We start from the raw sequence: 17,325 nt of genomic DNA, 5'->3' as shown, positions 1-17,325 counted from the left end.
AATTCCATGACAGACGCACTCAAGCGCCTCTCCGAGGAAGGCGTCGCGATCTGGCTGGACGACCTGTCGCGCAAGCGGATCACGTCCGGCAACCTCGCGGAGCTGATCGACCAGCAGCACGTCGTGGGCGTCACCACCAATCCGACGATCTTCCAGAAGGCGATCTCCCAGGGCGACGGCTACGACCGGCAGCTGTCGGACCTCGCGGCCCGCAAGGTCACCGTCGAAGAGGCCATCCGCATGATCACCACGGCGGACGTCCGCGACGCCGCCGACATCCTGCGCCCGGTCTACGACGCCACGGACGGCCGGGACGGCCGGGTCTCCATCGAGGTGGACCCGCGCCTCGCGCACGACGAGCACGCGACCGTCGCCGAGGCCAAGCAGCTGGCCTGGTTGGTGGACCGCCCGAACACCCTGATCAAGATCCCGGCCACGATGGCGGGCATCCCGGCGATCACCGAGGTCATCGGCCTCGGCATCAGCGTCAACGTCACGCTGATCTTCTCGCTGGAGCGCTACCGCGCGGTCATGGACGCCTACCTCTCCGGCCTGGAGAAGGCCAAGGAGCGCGGCCTGGACCTGTCCGGGATCCACTCCGTGGCGTCCTTCTTCGTGTCCCGGGTGGACACCGAGATCGACAAGCGGCTGGACGCCCTGGGCACCGACGAGGCCAAGGCGCTGCGCGGCAAGGCCGCCCTCGCCAACGCCCGCCTCGCCTACCAGGCGTACGAGGAGGTCTTCTCCTCCGACCGCTGGCACGCGCTGGAGCAGGCGGGCGCCAACAAGCAGCGTCCGCTGTGGGCGTCGACCGGCGTGAAGGACCCGGCCTACCCGGACACCCTCTACGTCACCGAGCTGGTCGCGCCGAACACGGTCAACACCATGCCGGAGGCCACGCTGGAGGCCACCGAGGACCACGGCGAGATCACCGGCAACACCATCGCCGGCACCTACGAGCAGGCGCGCGCCGACCTGGACGCGCTGGAGAAGCTCGGCATCTCCTACGACGACGTCGTGCAGGTGCTGGAGACCGAGGGCGTCGAAAAGTTCGAGGCGTCCTGGAACGACCTGCTGAAGTCGACCCAGGCGGAGCTCGAGCGCCTCGCCCCTTCGGAGGGCTGAGTTGTCACCCGTTTCCGGTTCCGGAGCGAACCCGCTTCGTGACCCGGCCGACCGGCGGCTCCCGCGCATCGCGGGGCCGTCGGGCCTGGTCATCTTCGGCGTCACGGGCGACCTGTCCCGCAAGAAGCTGATGCCGGCCGTGTACGACCTCGCCAACCGGGGCCTGCTGCCGCCGGGCTTCTCGCTGGTGGGCTTCGCCCGTCGCGAGTGGGAGCACGAGGACTTCGCCGCCGAGGTCCACGACGCCGTCAAGGCGCACGCCCGCACGCCGTTCAGGGAGGAGGTCTGGCAGCAGCTCATCCAGGGGATGCGCTTCGTCCAGGGCACCTTCGACGACGACGAGGCGTTCGAGCGGCTGCGCGCCACCATCGAGGAGCTGGACCGGGCGCAGGGCACGGGCGGCAACTTCGCCTTCTACCTGTCGGTGCCGCCGCGTTCCTTCCCGGTGGTCATCCAGCAGCTGAAGAAGCACGGCCTGGCCGAGCAGAGCGGCGGCTCCTGGCGGCGCGCGGTCATCGAGAAGCCGTTCGGCCACGACCTGAAGTCGGCCGAGGAGCTGAACAAGGTCGTGCACGAGGTGTTCACCCCGGACCAGGTGTTCCGGATCGACCACTACCTCGGCAAGGAGACCGTCCAGAACATCCTGGCGCTGCGCTTCGCCAACACGATGTTCGAGCCGATCTGGAACCGGTCCTTCGTGGACCATGTGCAGATCACGATGGCCGAGGACATCGGCATCGGCGGCCGGGCCGGCTACTACGACGGCATCGGCGCCGCCCGCGACGTCATCCAGAACCACCTGCTGCAGCTGCTCGCGCTGACCGCGATGGAGGAGCCCGCCTCCTTCGACGCGGACGCGCTGGCCGCGGAGAAGACCAAGGTGCTCGGCGCCGTGCGGCTGCCGAAGGACCTGGGCCGCGACACGGTCCGCGGGCAGTACGCGGCCGGCTGGCAGGGCGGCGAGAAGGTCATCGGCTACCTCGAGGAGGAGGGCATCGACCCGAACTCGAAGACCGACACCTTCGCGGCGGTCAAGCTGGAGATCGACAACCGCCGCTGGGCGGGTGTCCCCTTCTACCTGCGCACCGGCAAGCGCCTCGGCCGGCGCGTCACCGAGATCGCGGTCGTCTTCCAGCGGGCCCCGCACTCCCCCTTCGACCACACGGCGACGGAGGAGCTGGGCTCGAACGCGATCGTCATCCGCGTCCAGCCCGACGAGGGCATCACGGTCCGGTTCGGCTCGAAGGTGCCGGGCACCTCGATGGAGATCCGGGACGTGTCCATGGACTTCGCCTACGGCGAGTCGTTCACGGAGTCCAGCCCGGAGGCGTACGAGCGGCTGATCCTGGACGTGCTGCTCGGCGACGCCAACCTCTTCCCGCGCACGGAGGAGGTCGAGCTGTCCTGGAAGATCCTCGACCCGATCGAGGAGTACTGGGACCGGAACGGCAGGCCCGCCCAGTACCCGTCGGGCACCTGGGGCCCCGCCGAGGCGGACGAGATGCTCGCACGAGACGGACGGAGCTGGCGCCGGCCATGAAGATAGACCTGACCGGCACCACCGCCGGAGAGATCAACAAGGCGCTCGTCCGGGGCCGCCGCGCCATCGGCACGCCCGCCGTCGGCATGGTGCTCACCCTCGTGATCGTCACCGACGAGGAGAACGCCTACGACTCGCTGAAGGCCGCCAACGACGCCTCGCGCGAGCACCCCTCGCGCACGCTCGTGGTGATCAAGCGGGTCTCCCGCTCCCCGCGCGACCGCACGACCTCGCGGCTGGACGCCGAGGTGCGGGTGGGTGCGGAGGCGGGCACCGGCGAGACGGTCGTGCTGCGGCTGTACGGCGAGGTCGTCGACCACGCCGACTCGGTCGTGCTGCCGCTGCTGCTGCCGGACGCCCCGGTGGTCGTCTGGTGGCCGGTGAACGCCCCGCTGGACCCGGCGAAGGACCCGCTGGGCGCGCTGGCCCAGCGCCGGGTCACCGACACCTATGCCGCTGAGCAGCCGGTGCGGGAGCTGTCCGCCCGCGCCGCGGCCTACACGCCCGGCGACACCGACCTGGCCTGGACCCGGATCACGCCGTGGCGCTCGATGCTGGCGGCGGCCCTGGACCAGGTCGGCTGCGAGGTGAAGGCCGTCGAGGTGGAGGGCGAGGAGTTCAACCCGAGCTGCGAGCTGCTGGCGATGTGGCTCGCGGACCGGCTGGACGTGCCGGTGAAGCGCGCGCTGTCGTCCGGTCCCGGTCTGACGGCGGTCCGCATGGACACCAGCCGCGGCCCGATCGTCCTGGACCGGGCGGACGGCTCGCTGGCCACGCTGTCCATCGAGGGGCAGCCGGCCCGCGCGGTGGCGCTGAAGCGGCGGGACACCGCCGAGCTGATCGCGGAGGAGCTGCGCCGGCTGGACCCGGACGACACCTACGCGTCGGCGCTGCGCTACGGGGTGGAGCGGCTGAAGACGGCCGCGCGGCAGCCCGCCGCGGACGAGACCACCGCGGACGAGACCACCGCGGACGGGGCCGCAGCGGACGGGCGCGGGACGGACGAACCGGCGGCCGAGCCGGAGCCGGTGGAGGAGGCCGCGAAGGCGCCCGCGAAGAAGGCGGCGGCCAAGACCGCGAAGAAGGCCCCGGCGAGGAAGGCGACGGCGAAGTGAGCACCCCGCAGCTGGTCGTCCACCGCGACAAGGAGCTGATGGCGCAGGCCGCCGCTGCCCGCCTGATCACCAGGATCGTGGACGCGCAGGCCTCCCGGGGCACCGCGTCGGTGGTCCTCACCGGCGGCCGCAACGGCAACGGCCTGCTGGCCGCGCTGGCGGCGGCTCCGGCCCGGGACGCCGTCGACTGGGGCCGCCTCGACCTGTGGTGGGGCGACGAGCGCTACCTCCCCGAGGGCGACCCCGAGCGCAACGTCACGCAGGCCCGCGAGGCCCTGCTGGACTCCGTGCCCCTGGACCCGGAGCGCGTGCACGCCATGCCCGCCTCCGACGGCCCGTACGGCACGGACGTCGACGCGGCGGCGGAGGCGTACGCGGCGGAGCTGGCCAAGGCGGCCGGTCCGGAGAACCACGGCCCGGTCCCGGCCTTCGACGTGCTGATGCTGGGCGTCGGCCCGGACACCCATGTGGCCTCGCTCTTCCCGGAGCTGCCGGCCGTCCGGGAGACCGAGCGCACGGTGGTCGGCGTGCGCGGGGCGCCCAAGCCCCCGCCGACCCGGATCTCCCTCACCCTCCCGGCGATCCGCGCGGCCCGCGAGGTGTGGCTCCTCGCGGCCGGCGAGGACAAGGCGCAGGCCGCGGCGATCGCCCTGTCCGGGGCGGGCGAGATCCAGGCCCCGGCGGCGGGCGCCCGCGGCCGGTCCCGCACCCTGTGGCTGCTGGACGCGGCGGCGGCCTCGCGGCTGCCGCGCTCGCTGTATCCGCCGGCTTCGCCGTGAGACCGTGAGACACGGGGGCGGCCGCGGACCTTCCGCGCCGCCCCCATAGCAGTTGACTCCCCCTCAGGGGCGGCTTCACGTTTTCTGCACCGTACTTTCATGTACTGGTCATCTTATGTGTAAGCTCCTGGCCCACTGATCGCATCACCGAGGGGGGACCTCACTCATGCGCATACGCTTCGCGCTGCCCGCCGCCGTCGCCGCGGGAACGCTCGCCGTCGTCGTCGCGACCCCGGCCCACGCCGCCGAATACTCCTCCGCCCTGAAGATCAAGGGCGCCCAGTACGACGCGCCCGGGCGGGACTCCAACAGCTGCAGCACGGGCAACAGCACCGGCGAGTACGTGACGATCAAGAACTACTCGCGCACCGCGACCGTCAACCTCAAGGGTTACGTCGTCAAGGACACCACCAGCACCAACCGGTTCACCTTCTCCTCGAACCACTACCTCCAGCCGGGCGACTACGTGAAGCTGCGCGGCGGCCACGGCACCGACTCGGACGCGGACAACGTCGTCTACCGCCAGAACTGCAACTTCCTCTGGAACAACGACAAGGACACCGTCTACCTGTACAAGCCGTCCGGCGCCCACGCGGACACCCACGCCTACACCAGGTCGCGCGACGACGGGGACGGCAACGGCTACATCTCCTTCCACGGCTGAGCCGGCCTCCCGGACGAGTGACCGTGCATCCGTACGACACCCCGCGGCGGCCGGCCGACACCCGGCCGCTGCGCCGGCGCAAGCGCGTGTGGGCCGCCGCCGTCGCCCTGTTCGCGGCGGGCGCGATCGGCGGAGGCCGGTCCGCCCACGACGAGGCGGCCGCGGCTTCGGCGCCGGCGCCCCGGCCGACGGTGACGACGACCGTCACCGCGACGGCCACCGAGACCGCCCGGCCGGTGCCCGCGCCGACGGTCACCAGGACCCGGACCGTGCGGACACCCGGGCCGACCGTCACCGTCACCAGGACCGCCGCCACCGTGCGCAGCGCCGGCACCACCGGCGGCGGCAGCACCACCGGCGGCGGCAGCAGCGGCACCGGCGGCGGCAGCGGCACCGGTGCCGGCACGTGCTCCATCGTCTCCGGCTCCGGCAACTGCTACCGGGCGGGCCAGTTCTGCCGCAACAGCGACCACGGAGCGCTCACCACCACCGCGGGTGGCGCGCGGATCCGTTGCGCCTACAGCGGCAGCGCCTGGCGCTGGACCTACGCGTGAGGGGAGGCGGCCGGTGCGCCGGCCGCCTCCCCCCAGGTCCTCACGGGCGGGGCGGTCACTTGACCGACCCCGCCATCACCCCCTGCACGAAGTGCCGCTGGAAGGCGAAGAACACCGCGACCGGCACGATGAGCGACAGGAAGGCGCCCGGCGCCAGGACGTCGATGTTGCTGCCGAACTGCCGGATCTGCGACTGCAGTTCCACGGTGAGCGGCTGTGCGGAGCTGTCGGCGAAGAGCAGGGCGACCAGCATGTCGTTCCAGACCCACAGGAACTGGAAGATGGCCAGCGAGGCGATCGCGGGGCGGCCCACCGGCAGCACCAGCCGGGTGAAGATGCGCCACTCGCCGCCGCCGTCCATCCGCGCCGCCTCCAGCATCTCCTTCGGCATCTCCGCGAAGTAGTTGCGCAGCAGGAACACGGCGAAGGGCAGGCCGTAGGCGACGTGGAAGAGGATCACTCCCGGGATCGTGCCGAACAGGCCCAGCGCGCCGAAGAGTTTCGCCACCGGCAGCAGGCCGATCTGCACCGGCACCACCAGCAGGGCCACGACCAGCAGGAAGAGGGGCTCGCGGAGCGGGAAGTCCAGCCAGGCGAAGGCGTATCCGGCGAGGGCCGCGATGACGACCACCAGCGTGGTGGCCGGCACCGAGATGAGCACCGTGTTCCAGAAGGCTCGGGTCATGCCCGCGTCCTTCAGCAGCGCCGCGTAGTTGTCGAAGGACAGCCGGCCGGGACCGGTGAGGGCCGTCCACCAGCCGCCCTTGGCCGTGTCCTGGGCCGAGCGGAGCGAGGAGACGAACAGGCCCGCCAGCGGGGTCAGCCAGACCAGGCCGACGACCACCAGGAAGGCCTGCACCAGGCCGTTGCCCAGACCGCGCCGGATCGCGTTCATCGCTGACTCCTTCGGAAACGGCGGACGTTGAAGACCATCGCGGGGACCACCAGGAGCAGGAGCAGGACGCCGAGGGCGCTGCCGAGGCCCTGGTCGTTGCCGCCGCCGAAGGACACCAGCCACATCTGGGTGGCGAGGACGGTGGCGTCCTCCTGCACCGGGCCGGGCGCGATGATGTAGACGAGGTCGAAGACCTTCATCACGTTGATCACGAGGGTCACGAAGACGACGGTGAGGACCGGGGCCAGCAGCGGGACCGTGATCCTGCGGAAGATCTGCCATTCGTTCGCGCCGTCCATCCGGGCCGCCTCCAGCGCGTCGCGGGGCAGCGTGGACAGGCCCGCGCCGATCAGCACCATCGCGAACCCGGTCCAGATCCACAGGTAGGCGCCGATGATGGCCGGTGTGACGAGGGCGGGACCGAGCCAGGAGACGCCCTGGTACGGCGGGGCGAAGTTGGACGCCGGCAGCTTCACCGTGTACGGGCCGCCGTGCAGCCCGGCGAAGCGGAAGGAGCCGTCGGCGGCGGTCTTCGTGCTCGCGACCGTCTTCCCGTCGCGCACCGCCTCGACCTTCATGCCGGGCAGGCCGCTCTCCCGCCGGTCGACCTCGCCCTGCCTGCCGCCGCCACCCGGGGTGAAGTCGAGGTAGACGACGCCGCGCAGCTCGCCGGGCCCGGCTTTGCCCGCGGTCGCCGGGCGGGCGGGGCGGGCCGTCCCGGGCAGGTCCTTCGGCAGGACGCCGACCATCGGGAGCGTCACCGGCGCGCCGGGGGCGGCGGTCGTGCGGTAGGAGCCGTCCCGGTCCCTGGTGAGCAGACCGGTGCGCCCGCGGGCCGTCGGGTACGTCGACGTGTCCTCGAACAGGTCGTGGACGGAGACGACGGCCGCGTTCAGCACGCCCTTGTCCGGGTCCTCGTCGTAGGCGAGCCGGAAGATGATGCCGGCGGCGAGGAAGGAGACGGCCATCGGCATGAAGAGGAGCAGCTTGAAGGCGGTGGCCCAGCGGACCTTCTCCACCAGGACCGCCAGGATCAGGCCCAGGCCGGTCAGCAGGGCGGGGGCGACGACCACCCAGACGGCGGTGTTGCGGATGGCCTTCACGGTGGCCGGGTCGCGGAACATCTCGGCGTAGTTGCCGCCGCCGACGAACCGGGTGCCGGACGCGTCGAAGAAGCTGCGGCCGACGGAGAAGAGCACCGGGTAGACGACGAGCGCACCGAGCAGCAGCAGCGCGGGCAGGACGAAGAGCAGGGCGATGAGCCGGGCGCGCCCCCGGCCGCGGCGCACGCGCGCCGGGCCGGCGGCGGCCCGCGGGCCCGCCTGCTGCTTCTCGACAGTGGTGGCGGTCATGGCGGCGTCGCTCAGTCCTGGTAGGTCTTGGCCGCCGCGGACTCCAGCTTCGCCGCGGTCGCCTTGGCGTCGGACGGGTCGCGCAGGAAGTCCTGCAGGAGCTTCCACTCGCCGGTCCCCTTGGTGCCGCCGAAGGCCGCCGGGGCCTGGTCGGACATGTCGAAGCGGACCGAGTCGCCCGCGCCCACCAGGGACTTCGCGGTCGCGCGGGTGACGTCGTCGCCGTAGGCGGACAGGCTCAGCTTCTTGTTGGGGGACAGGAAGCCGCCCGCCTTCGCCCACACGGCGGCGGCCTCGGGGGTGGCCAGGTACTCCAGCAGCTTCATGCCGGCCTCGGCGTTCTTGCCGTCCTTGAGGACGACGGCCGCGTCGCCGCCGCTGACGACCGGCGCCGTGCCGCCGTCGACCGCCGGGAAGGGGAAGAAGTCGGCGTCCTTGCCGATGGCCTTGCCGTACTGGTCGTGGGCGACGCCGGCGACGAAGTCGCCCTCGTAGACCATGCCGGCCTCGGGCTCGGGTCCGAACACCTTCTCCACCGAGCCGGGGAAGTCGGTGTTGAGGGCCGTCTTCCGGCCGCCCGCGATGAGCTGCTTGTCCTTGAACAGCTTGCCGAGGGTGGTGAGCGCCCTGACCACGCTGGGGTCGGTCCACTTGATCTCGTGGGCGGCGAGGGCGTCGTACTTCTCGGGGCCGGCCTGGGAGAGGTAGACGTTCTCGAACCAGTCGGTGAGGGTCCAGCCGTCCTGTCCGGCGACCGCGAAGGCGGCGAGGCCGGAGTCGGAGACGGTGTGCCCGGCCTCGAGGAGCTCGGCGTACGTCTTCGGCGGCTCGACCCCGGCCTGGGCGAGCGCGTCGGGGCTGTACCAGACGGTGGACTTGTGGGCGGCCTTGAAGTAGAGGCCGTACAGGGTGCCGTCGACGCTGCCGTACTTCTTCCACACGGGGGCGTAGCCGGCGTCGATGCTCTGCCGGGCGGTGGCGGACAGCGGCTTGAGCCAGCCCTTCTCGGCGAACTGCTTCAGCACGCCGACCTGGGGGACCATCACGACGTCGGGCGCGTTGCCGCCCTCGATCTTGCTGCCGACGACGGTGGAGACGTTGTCGCCGGTGGACACGAACTGGGTCTTGGCGCCGGTCTTCGCGGTGAAGGCGTCCAGCACCTTCTGGAAGTTCTTCTGCTCGCTGCCGGACCAGACGCCGGCCACGGTGACCGTCTGGCCGTCGAGTGCCTTGTCGCCGCCTGACGCGGAGACCGGTTCACCTCCGCAGGCGGTGGCGCCGAGGGCGACCGCGAGGGCGGTGCAGCCGGTGAGCAGGGTCGTGCGTCGTCGCATCATCGTTGACGGACCTTTCCGGTGGAGGATTCGGCTCTGGATCACAGGTCGCTCAGCCACCAGGCGGCCGTGGAGCCGGGCAGGACGCCGGGCGGGCACGGGCCGCTGGAGAGCAGGGGGGTGCCGGGGACCGGCGCGGGCGTGGAGGACGTGCCGAAGTTGACGGCGCAGACCAGGCCGTCGCCGCGGACGAAGGCGAGCACGCCGGGCGGGGTGTCCAGCCAGCGCAGCGCGCCCTCGCCCAGCTGCGGCAGGCTCTTGCGCAGTTGCAGGCCGTCCCGGTACAGGTGCCAGAAGGAGCGGGTGTCGGCGAGAGCCCGGTCGGTGGCGTACTCGGCGAAGTACGGCGGCTGCGGCAGCCAGGGCTTGGCGCCCTCCGCGCCGGAGGTGAAGCCGAACGGGGAGGCCTGCCCCGACCAGGGCAGCGGCACCCGGCAGCCGTCGCGGATGCGGGCGCGGCTCCCGGTGCGCCGGAAGATCGGGTCGGTGAGCACGTCGTCGGGCAGGTCGACGACCTCGGGCAGGCCGAGCTCCTCGCCCTGGTAGATGTACGCCGCTCCGGGCAGCGCCAGCATGAGCAGCGCGGCTGCCCGGGCGCGGGCGGCGCCGAGGCCGCTGCCCTCGGTCGCGGGTTCGCCGTAGCGGGTGACGGTGCGGACCTGGTCGTGGTTGTTGAGGACCCAGGTGACCGTGGAGCCGGTGCCGGCGATGTCCTGCATGGCCTCGGAGATGACCTTGCGGAAGGCGTCGGCGTCCCAGGGGGCGCTGAGCAGGTCGAAGAAGAAGGCCTGGTGCAGTTCGTCCGGGCGGACGTACAGGGCGTGCTCGCGGGCGGTGGGGACCGAGACCTCGCCGACGAGGAGGCGGTCCCGGCCGTCGCGTCCGGTGTACTCCTCGCAGACCGCGCGCCAGCGCCGCCACACCTCGTGCACCTCGGGCTGGTTCCAGGCGAGCGGGTTGACCGAGTCGCGGGTGCGGGCGTCGGCCTCCGGGTCGTCGGAGTCGGGCAGGCCGGGGTGCTTGTACAGTCCGGCGGCGACGTCGATGCGGAAGCCGTCGACGCCCCGGTCAAGCCAGAAGCGCAGGATCCGCTCGAACTCGGCGGGGACCTCGGGGTCGCGCCAGTTCCAGTCGGGCTGTTCGGGCGTGAACATGTGCAGGTACCACTGGCCCGGGCGGCCGTCGGCCTCGGTGACCCGGGTCCAGGCGGGGCCGCCGAACATGGCGTGCCAGTTGTTGGGCGGCTCGCTGCCGTCGGGGCCGCGTCCGTCGGCGAAGTGGAAGCGGGCGCGGGCCGGGCTGCCGGGCGCGCTGCGCAGCGCCTCGCGGAACCAGGGGTGCTCGCTGGAGCAGTGGTTGGGGACGATGTCGAGCAGCACCTTGATGCCGAGCCGCCGGGCGGCCGCCACCAGCAGGTCGAACTCGGCGAGGTCGCCGAAGACCGGGTCGACGTCGCAGTAGTCGGCCACGTCGTAGCCGTGGTCGTGCTGCGGCGAGGGGTAGAACGGGCTGAGCCAGATCCCGTCGACGCCGAGTTTCTTCAGGTACGGCAGCCCGGCCCGGACGCCGGCCAGATCACCGATGCCGTCGCCGGTGCTGTCCAGGAAGCTGCGGACGTACACCTGGTAGATGACCGCGTCCCGCCACCACTGATGCCTGTTCAACCCTGTGGAACCTGTCTCTGAAGAGGGGGTCGTTATGCATGCATGTTAGGTAGCGGCAAAGCGCGAGTGTCAACGAAGTGGACAGAAATTACCGGCCAGTCGACCGGGCAAAAGGGGACACGTCACCGCAAGAAGAACGCAGTCGTGATGGTCGCGTTACCTAACAAGTAACTAGCGACGGGCGATGGCGTCGAGTTCGCGCGCCAGCCGGCGCACGGCCTGGCCCGGCGTCTGCCGGCCGGTGAGCGCGTCCTGCACGACCGCCTGCACGGCCAGGCTGACCTGGTCGTAGTGCGGGCTCTTGGGGCGCGGCCGGGCGGTGAGCACGGCGGTGCGCAGGGTCGGCAGATAGGGGAACCGCCGTACGAGCGCCGGGTCCTCGTACAGCGCGGCCCGCACGGGCGGCAGCGCCCCCCGCGTGAGCACCAGCCGCTGGACGGGCGCGCTGGTGAGGTAGGAGATCAGGCGCGCGGCGGAGTCGGGGTGCCGGGCATGGGTGTTGACCGCGAGGTTGGAGCCGCCGAGGACGCTCGTCCCCGGCCCGTCGGGCCCCGGCAGCGGCACGGCGCCGATCTTCCCGGCGACCCGGGAGCCGGCCGCGGACGCCACGGCGTAGACGTAGGGCCAGTTGCGCAGGAACAGCAGTCTGCCGTCCTGGAAGGCCCGCTTGGACTCCTCCTCCTTGTACGTCAGCGCCCGCTTCGGTATCCAGCCGTCGCGGATGCCTCGGGCGAGGAAGCCGATGCCCTCGCGGGCGGCGGCGGAGTCGACGGTGACACGGGTGCCCTCACCGCCGAGGATCGTGCCGCCCGCCGAGTAGACGGCCTCGGCCGCGTTCACCGTCAGACCCTCGTAGGGCAGGAACTGGCCCGCGTAGCCGTCCAGCCCGTACCTCGGCGCGATGGTCCGCGCGTCCCGTTCCAGCTCGGCCCAGGTCCGCGGCGGCGGGACGCCCTCCCTGGCGAGGACGTCCTTGCGGTACAGCAGGAGTCCGGCGTTCGTGACGTACGGGACCGCGTACAGCCGCCCCTCGTACGTCGCCGTGTCCACCACCGGCGGCAGGAAGCTGTCCAGCGGGAACCGGTCGCGGGGCAGCGGGCGGATCCAGCCGGCCGCGGCGAACTCCGGGGTCCAGTCGACGTCGATGTTCAGGACGTCGAACCGGCCGCGGTCGCCGCCGCGCAGGTCGGTCGTCATCTGCGCGTGCGTCTCGTCCGCGGAGTCCGGCAGCTCGACGAGCGTGACCTTCTCGCCGGGGTGGGTGCGGTTCCATCCCTCGAGCAGCGGGCCGAGGTAACCCGTGAGGTCGCCCGCGGTGGCCAGGGTCAGCGGGCCTCGGCCGCGGTGGGCGGCCTGGTCGGCGCGGGTCCCCGCGGTGAAGTAACCCGCCATGACCACGACCAGAACGAGAAGGCCCCTACCGGCGGTGTGCATCCACCGCATAGGTTCCTCCCTGTACAACGGCACCACGGGCGCCGTCGCCCGGGACAGAGGCCATGTATACCGGTTAGGTATGCGCGATACTAGGGCCTGGAGCACATGAAGCGGACAGGAGGACAGCACGAGTGCGCCTGCCCCTCCTGGCACTCCTGGCCCGCGGCCCCGCCCACGGCTACGAGCTGAAACAGGACCTTGAGCAACTGCTGGGCTCCGCGTACCCTCAGCCCAACGTCGGCCAGATCTACGTCACCCTCGGCCGCCTGGAGAAGTCCGGGCTGATCGAGGGCGAGGACGTCGAGCAGTCCAGCCGGCCCAACAAGAAGGTCTACCACCTCACCGAGGCCGGGCGTGAGGCGCTGCGCGTCTGGTTCGAGGAGACCGAGGACGAGCCGCGGGTGCGGGACGAGTTCTTCATGAAGCTCGCCCTCGCCCCGCAGACCGGTCTCGCCGACCAGATCGCCCTGATCAACCGGCAGCGGCGCCAGTACCTCACCACCATGCGCACCCTGTCGAGACTGGCCGCGGCCGAGGACCGGGACAACCGAATCGCCCATCTGCTGATCGAGGGCGCGATGCTGCACCTGCAGGCCGACCTGGACTGGCTGGAGCGGTGCCAGGAGGAACTGGAATGAGCGAGCACGCCGCTCCGGTGCTGCGGGCCGAGGGCCTGGTGAAGACCCACTACGGCGAGGGCGCGCCCGCGCGCGCCGTGCGCGGGGTCGACCTCGTCGTGGCCCGCGGCGAGTTCGTGGCGATCACCGGCCCCTCCGGCGCGGGCAAGTCGACGCTGCTGCACCTGCTCGGCGGGCTGCAGCGGCCGGACGAGGGCAGCATCTGGCTCGACGGCCTGTGCACGGACTCCTTCAGCGAGGCCCGCTGGGCGGTGGAGCGCAGGAAGGCCATCGGGATCGTCTTCCAGTTCTTCAACCTGGTGTCGAACCTCTCGGTCGCCGACAACGTCGAACTGCCCGCGCTGCTGGCCGGCGTCCCGCCGAAGAAGGCCCGCGCCGAGCGCGCGGAACTCCTGGCCGAGCTGGGCCTCGCGGGCAAGGAGCGCAGCATGCCGGGCGAACTGTCCGGCGGCGAACAGCAGCGGGTGGCCCTCGCGCGGGCCCTGGTCAACCATCCGCCGCTGCTGCTCGCGGACGAGCCGGCCGGCAGCCTCGACAGCAAGGGCACCCGCGAGGTGATGCGGCTGCTGTCCCGCTTCCACGCGCGCGGGCAGAGCATCGTCCTCGTCACCCACGACGCGCGGCTGGCCAGCGCGGCGGACCGGGTGATCAGCTTCTTCGACGGCCGCATAGCCGACGACGCCACCCTGGACGCCGCGCCGCCGTCCCGGCACCCGGGCATCTCCGGGGTACTGGAGCTGAGGGACTGATGGCACGCCCGGCGAACCGCGCGGAAGCGCACCGGCGACCGGCCGCGGAACCGGCGACGCGGCCTGCGGCCGCGGGCATGGCGCGCATTCCGGCGGCGCGCACGGCGGTGAGCGCGACCCGGCGCCGGGCCGAAGGCGCCGGCCCGGCGGGACGGACGGCGGGAGACGCCAGGCGGCGCACGGCCGAGCGCGCCGCAGGATGCCCGGCCGCGGGCCCGGCGGGACGAACCGAGTCAGCCGCCAGGCGGCGCACGGCCGGGGGGTGCGTGGGCGGTCCGGCCGGGGCTGTGTCGACGCGTTGCCCGGCGGGGCGCGGCCGGGGGCGTGCGGCGGCGCGGTACGGGACGGGGGGCTGAGGGGCGTGCGGGCCACCCTGCGCTGGGCGCATTCCGATCTGCGCACGCACCGCGGCGAGGCGCTGTTCCTGGTGCTGGCGACCGCCGGCATCGTCGTCTCGCTGCTGCTCGCCTCCGCCCTGTTCGGCTACGCAACCAACCCCTGGCAGCGCACGTTCGCCGAGGCGCGCGGGGCGCACGTGTGGCTGCACACCACGCCGTCCGCCGATGCGCGCGCCCTGGCCCGGCTGGACGGTGTCACGTCGGTCGCCGGCCCCTACCCCGCCGAGTCCGCCGCCGTAGCCGCCCGCGGCACCCGGGCCTCCGTGGAACTGCGCGGCACCGCCCACCGGCCCTCGGTGGGCCGGCCGTTGCTCACCGCCGGGCACTGGCTGGACCCCGGCGTGCCGGACGGCGTCGTGCTGGAGAGCAGCCTGGCCCGGGCTCTGCTGGCCGAGCCCGGGGACACCCTCACGCTGCCGGGCACGGCCCGCAGGCTCAGCGTCGTCGGCATCGCCGACAACGCCGAGCCCCGGTACCGGCCGGGCGAGCAGCCGGGGCTGGTGTGGGCGCTCCCGTCCGCGGTGCGCGCCCCCGGCAGCCAGGTCATCGGGCTGCGGCTCGGCGATCCGGGCGACACGGACTACGCCGTCCAGCGTGCCGTCACCGTGCTGGGCGCGGGCGCCGTCGGCGAGGTCTCCACCTGGCAGCAGGCGCGCGCCGAGGCGCAGGGCGACGACCGGCTGCTCGGCCAGGTGCTGGGACTGTTCGGCCTGGGCGCCCTGATCGCCGCGGGGCTCGCGGTGCACGGGGCGATCGCCACCCGCATCCGCGGACATCTGCGGGACCTCTCGGTGCTGAAGGCGATCGGCTTCACCCCCGGCCAGGTCGTGCGGACGTTCCTGCTCCAGCACCTGGCGTACGCGCTGCTCGGCGCCGTGGCCGCGGCGGCGCTCACCGAGGCGCTGGGCAGCCGGGTCCCGGGGCGGCTCGGGGACGCCGTGGGCGTGTGGCAGGGCCTGCCCGGGCACACCCTGGCGGTGTGCGCGGTGCCGGCGGGCGCGGTGCTGTTCATCGGCCTGACCACGGGGCTCGCGGCCTGGCGGGCGGGGCGGGTGCCCCCGGTCCCGGTGCCGCGCCCGGCCGCGCCCGCGGGCGGCGGGCTGACCGGACTGGCCCGGCGGGCACTGGGGCTGCGGCTGCCGCCCGCGCTGGTCCTCGGCTGCCACAAGGCGTTCGCCGGGCGCGGCCGGTCGCTGGCCACCGTGGCCCGGCTGACGCTGCCGCTGCTGCTGATCGTGGTGGCGCTGAGCGCGTGGACGACGATCGACCGCTTCCACCGCAGCCCCGAGCGGGTGGGCCTGCCGACGGCGCTCACCGTCCGTTCGGACGGCGTGCCGGCGGCGTCCGCCGTACGGGGGCTGCTGACCGGCGACCGGCGGGTCGCCGCCGCCTATCCGGGGGTCGAGGTGGCCGCGCTGGTCCCGGGACAGACCGGCACGATCGCGCTGCGCGGCATCGGCACCCGCGCCGAGCCCTACCCCTACCCGCTCGCCGAGGGCCGTGCCGCCCGCGGCCCGGACGAGGCGGTGGCCGGTCAGGGCCTGCTCGACCTGCTGCACGCGAAGGTCGGCGACTGGGTGCGGATGACGGTGGGCGACCGGCCGCAGATCCTGCACATCGTCGGCCGCAGCATCGAGCCGCGCAACGCCGGCCGGGTCGTGACGACCTCCCTGGACACCCTGCGCCAGAACGATCCCGGCATCTCCCCGGCCTTCTACGAGGTGCGGCTGCGCCCCGGCGCCGACCCGCGCCGCGTGGCCGGCGCCCTCGCCGCGGCCGGCCAGGGCCACCTGGACGTGCATCCGGTGACGAACCCCGCCGACGGGCTGTCCCCGCTCCGCGGGGTGGTCGCCGGGCTGATCGCCGTCCTGGCCCTCATCGGGCTCGTCGAGCTGCTCACCGCGATCGGCGGCAGTGTCCGCGAGGGCGAGCGGGACGTGCTGGCGCTGCGGGCGATCGGCATGTCCCCCCGGCAGATCACCGCGATCACCGTGACCGCGGCGAGCTGCACGGCACTGGCGGCGGCCGTCGCCGGCACCGCCCTGGGGCTGCCGCTGGCGCACCGGCTGATCGACGCCCAGGGCGGCTCCAGCGGCATCGGCGCCGGGATCGCCCAGTCCCCCTCCTGGGGGCCGCTGCTCCTGCTGGTCTCGGCCGCCGTGCTGGGCGCCGCGGCGCTCGCCGCGCTCCCCGCGGCCCGCGCGGCACGCCGGCGCCTCGCGGACACGCTGAGCGCGGTGGCCTGAGCGCGCCGGCAACGGCCGGCGCGGCGGCCCCGGCCGCGGCTCAGCCGCGTCCGCGCAGTTCCCGGTACCGGGCGACCAGTGCCTTGGTGGAGGGGTCGAGGCCGGGGACGTCGGCGCCTTCGGTGAGGGCGGGTTCGACGCGTTGGGCGAGGACCTTGCCGAGTTCCACGCCCCACTGGTCGAAGGAGTCGATGTTCCACACCGCGCCCTGCACGAACACCTTGTGCTCGTAGAGGGCGACGAGCTGGCCGAGGACGGACGGGGTCAGCTCGGGGGCGAGGATCGTCGTGGTGGGATGGTTGCCGTGGAAGGTGCGGTGCGCGACCTGCTCCTCCGGCACGCCCTCCGCGCGGACCTCCTGCGCGCTCTTGCCGAACGCCAGCGCCTGGGTCTGGGCGAAGAAGTTGGCCATCAGCAGATCGTGCTGCGCGGCGAGGTCCCCGCTCAGCCCGGCGACCGGACGGGCGAAGCCGATGAAGTCCGCCGGGATCAGCCGGGTGCCCTGGTGGATCAGCTGGAAGTAGGCGTGCTGCCCGTTGGTGCCCGGGGTGCCCCACACCACCGGCCCGGTCTGCCACCCCACCGGTGCGCCGTCGCGCTGCACCGACTTGCCGTTGGACTCCATGTCCAGCTGCTGCAGATACGCGGTGAACCGGGACAGGTAGTGGCTGTAGGGGAGCACCGCGTGGGACTGCGCGTCGTGGAAGTTGCCGTACCAGATACCCAGCAGACCCAGCAGCAGCGGGGCGTTGGACTCCGCGGGCGCGGTGCGGAAGTGGTCGTCGACGATCCGGAACCCGTCCAGCATCTGACGGAACCGCTCCGGACCGATCGCGAT

Annotated in this window: 14 protein-coding genes and 1 pseudogene; 9 read left to right on the top strand and 6 right to left on the bottom strand. The window is 72.9% G+C overall.

Annotated elements, in window-relative coordinates; all coding sequences use genetic code 11:
• The first annotated feature begins 6 nt into the window (after positions 1-6).
• The 6 genes from tal to ABZ261_RS14020 all read left to right on the top strand — a co-directional run bounded on the left by tal (position 7) and on the right by ABZ261_RS14020 (position 5,777).
• Complete coding sequence (tal, locus tag ABZ261_RS14045; protein WP_356858766.1) at positions 7-1,125, top strand: transaldolase; 1,119 nt, start codon at positions 7-9, stop codon at positions 1,123-1,125.
• A 1-nt stretch (position 1,126) separates the two neighbouring features.
• Positions 1,127-2,665 (top strand): glucose-6-phosphate dehydrogenase, encoded by a 1,539-nt coding sequence (gene zwf, locus ABZ261_RS14040; RefSeq protein ID WP_356858764.1) that lies wholly within the window; start codon positions 1,127-1,129, stop codon positions 2,663-2,665.
• A complete protein-coding gene (gene opcA / locus ABZ261_RS14035) occupies positions 2,662-3,780 on the top strand; it encodes a glucose-6-phosphate dehydrogenase assembly protein OpcA (protein ID WP_356858762.1) in 1,119 nt (372 codons plus the stop codon). The genes zwf and opcA overlap by 4 nt, the downstream gene beginning before the upstream one ends.
• Entirely contained in the window at positions 3,777-4,559 is a 783-nt protein-coding gene (gene pgl, locus ABZ261_RS14030) for a 6-phosphogluconolactonase (protein WP_356858760.1), read from the top strand. The genes opcA and pgl overlap by 4 nt, the downstream gene beginning before the upstream one ends.
• Before the next feature lie 166 nt (positions 4,560-4,725).
• On the top strand, positions 4,726-5,223 hold the full coding sequence (locus tag ABZ261_RS14025) for a lamin tail domain-containing protein (protein WP_356858758.1): 498 nt from the start codon (positions 4,726-4,728) through the stop codon (positions 5,221-5,223).
• A 23-nt stretch (positions 5,224-5,246) separates the two neighbouring features.
• Positions 5,247-5,777, top strand: coding sequence for a hypothetical protein (locus tag ABZ261_RS14020; protein ID WP_356858756.1), 531 nt, complete (start codon positions 5,247-5,249; stop codon positions 5,775-5,777).
• 55 nt (positions 5,778-5,832) lie between these two features.
• Here ABZ261_RS14020 and ABZ261_RS14015 read toward each other — a convergent pair whose 3' ends face one another.
• From ABZ261_RS14015 to ABZ261_RS13995, 5 genes are all read right to left on the bottom strand, one after another.
• Entirely contained in the window at positions 5,833-6,672 is an 840-nt protein-coding gene (locus ABZ261_RS14015) for a carbohydrate ABC transporter permease (RefSeq protein WP_356858754.1), read from the bottom strand.
• Complete coding sequence (locus tag ABZ261_RS14010; protein ID WP_356858752.1) at positions 6,669-8,024, bottom strand: ABC transporter permease subunit; 1,356 nt, start codon at positions 8,022-8,024, stop codon at positions 6,669-6,671. The genes ABZ261_RS14015 and ABZ261_RS14010 overlap by 4 nt, the downstream gene beginning before the upstream one ends.
• 11 nt (positions 8,025-8,035) lie before the next feature.
• Positions 8,036-9,361, bottom strand: coding sequence for an ABC transporter substrate-binding protein (locus tag ABZ261_RS14005; protein ID WP_356858750.1), 1,326 nt, complete (start codon positions 9,359-9,361; stop codon positions 8,036-8,038).
• Positions 9,362-9,399: 38 nt separating this feature from the next.
• Entirely contained in the window at positions 9,400-11,022 is a 1,623-nt protein-coding gene (locus ABZ261_RS14000) for a glycoside hydrolase family 13 protein (RefSeq protein WP_356858748.1), read from the bottom strand.
• A 171-nt stretch (positions 11,023-11,193) separates the two neighbouring features.
• Positions 11,194-12,465: an ABC transporter substrate-binding protein gene (locus tag ABZ261_RS13995; RefSeq protein WP_356858746.1), complete on the bottom strand. Its 1,272-nt coding sequence runs from the start codon at positions 12,463-12,465 to the stop codon at positions 11,194-11,196.
• 122 nt (positions 12,466-12,587) lie between these two features.
• On the opposite strand from ABZ261_RS13995, the gene ABZ261_RS13990 reads away from it, so the two are divergent.
• From ABZ261_RS13990 to ABZ261_RS13980, 3 genes are all read left to right on the top strand, one after another.
• Positions 12,588-13,094: a PadR family transcriptional regulator gene (locus ABZ261_RS13990; protein ID WP_356858744.1), complete on the top strand. Its 507-nt coding sequence runs from the start codon at positions 12,588-12,590 to the stop codon at positions 13,092-13,094.
• The gene (locus ABZ261_RS13985) at positions 13,091-13,843 is read left to right on the top strand and encodes an ABC transporter ATP-binding protein (protein WP_356858742.1); all 753 of its coding nucleotides are present in this window, start codon (positions 13,091-13,093) and stop codon (positions 13,841-13,843) included. Before ABZ261_RS13990 ends, ABZ261_RS13985 begins: the two co-directional genes overlap by 4 nt.
• A 361-nt stretch (positions 13,844-14,204) precedes the next feature.
• Entirely contained in the window at positions 14,205-16,487 is a 2,283-nt protein-coding gene (locus ABZ261_RS13980; RefSeq protein WP_356858740.1) for an FtsX-like permease family protein, read from the top strand.
• 40 nt (positions 16,488-16,527) lie between these two features.
• Here ABZ261_RS13980 and ABZ261_RS13975 read toward each other — a convergent pair.
• Positions 16,528-17,325 (bottom strand): annotated as a pseudogene (locus tag ABZ261_RS13975) (glucose-6-phosphate isomerase); the annotation flags it as partial.

This window comes from Streptomyces sp. NPDC006193 (assembly GCF_040613915.1).
Taxonomy (GTDB): Bacteria; Actinomycetota; Actinomycetes; order Streptomycetales; family Streptomycetaceae; genus Streptomyces.
This window is presented reverse-complemented; position numbering and strand designations above follow the sequence as displayed.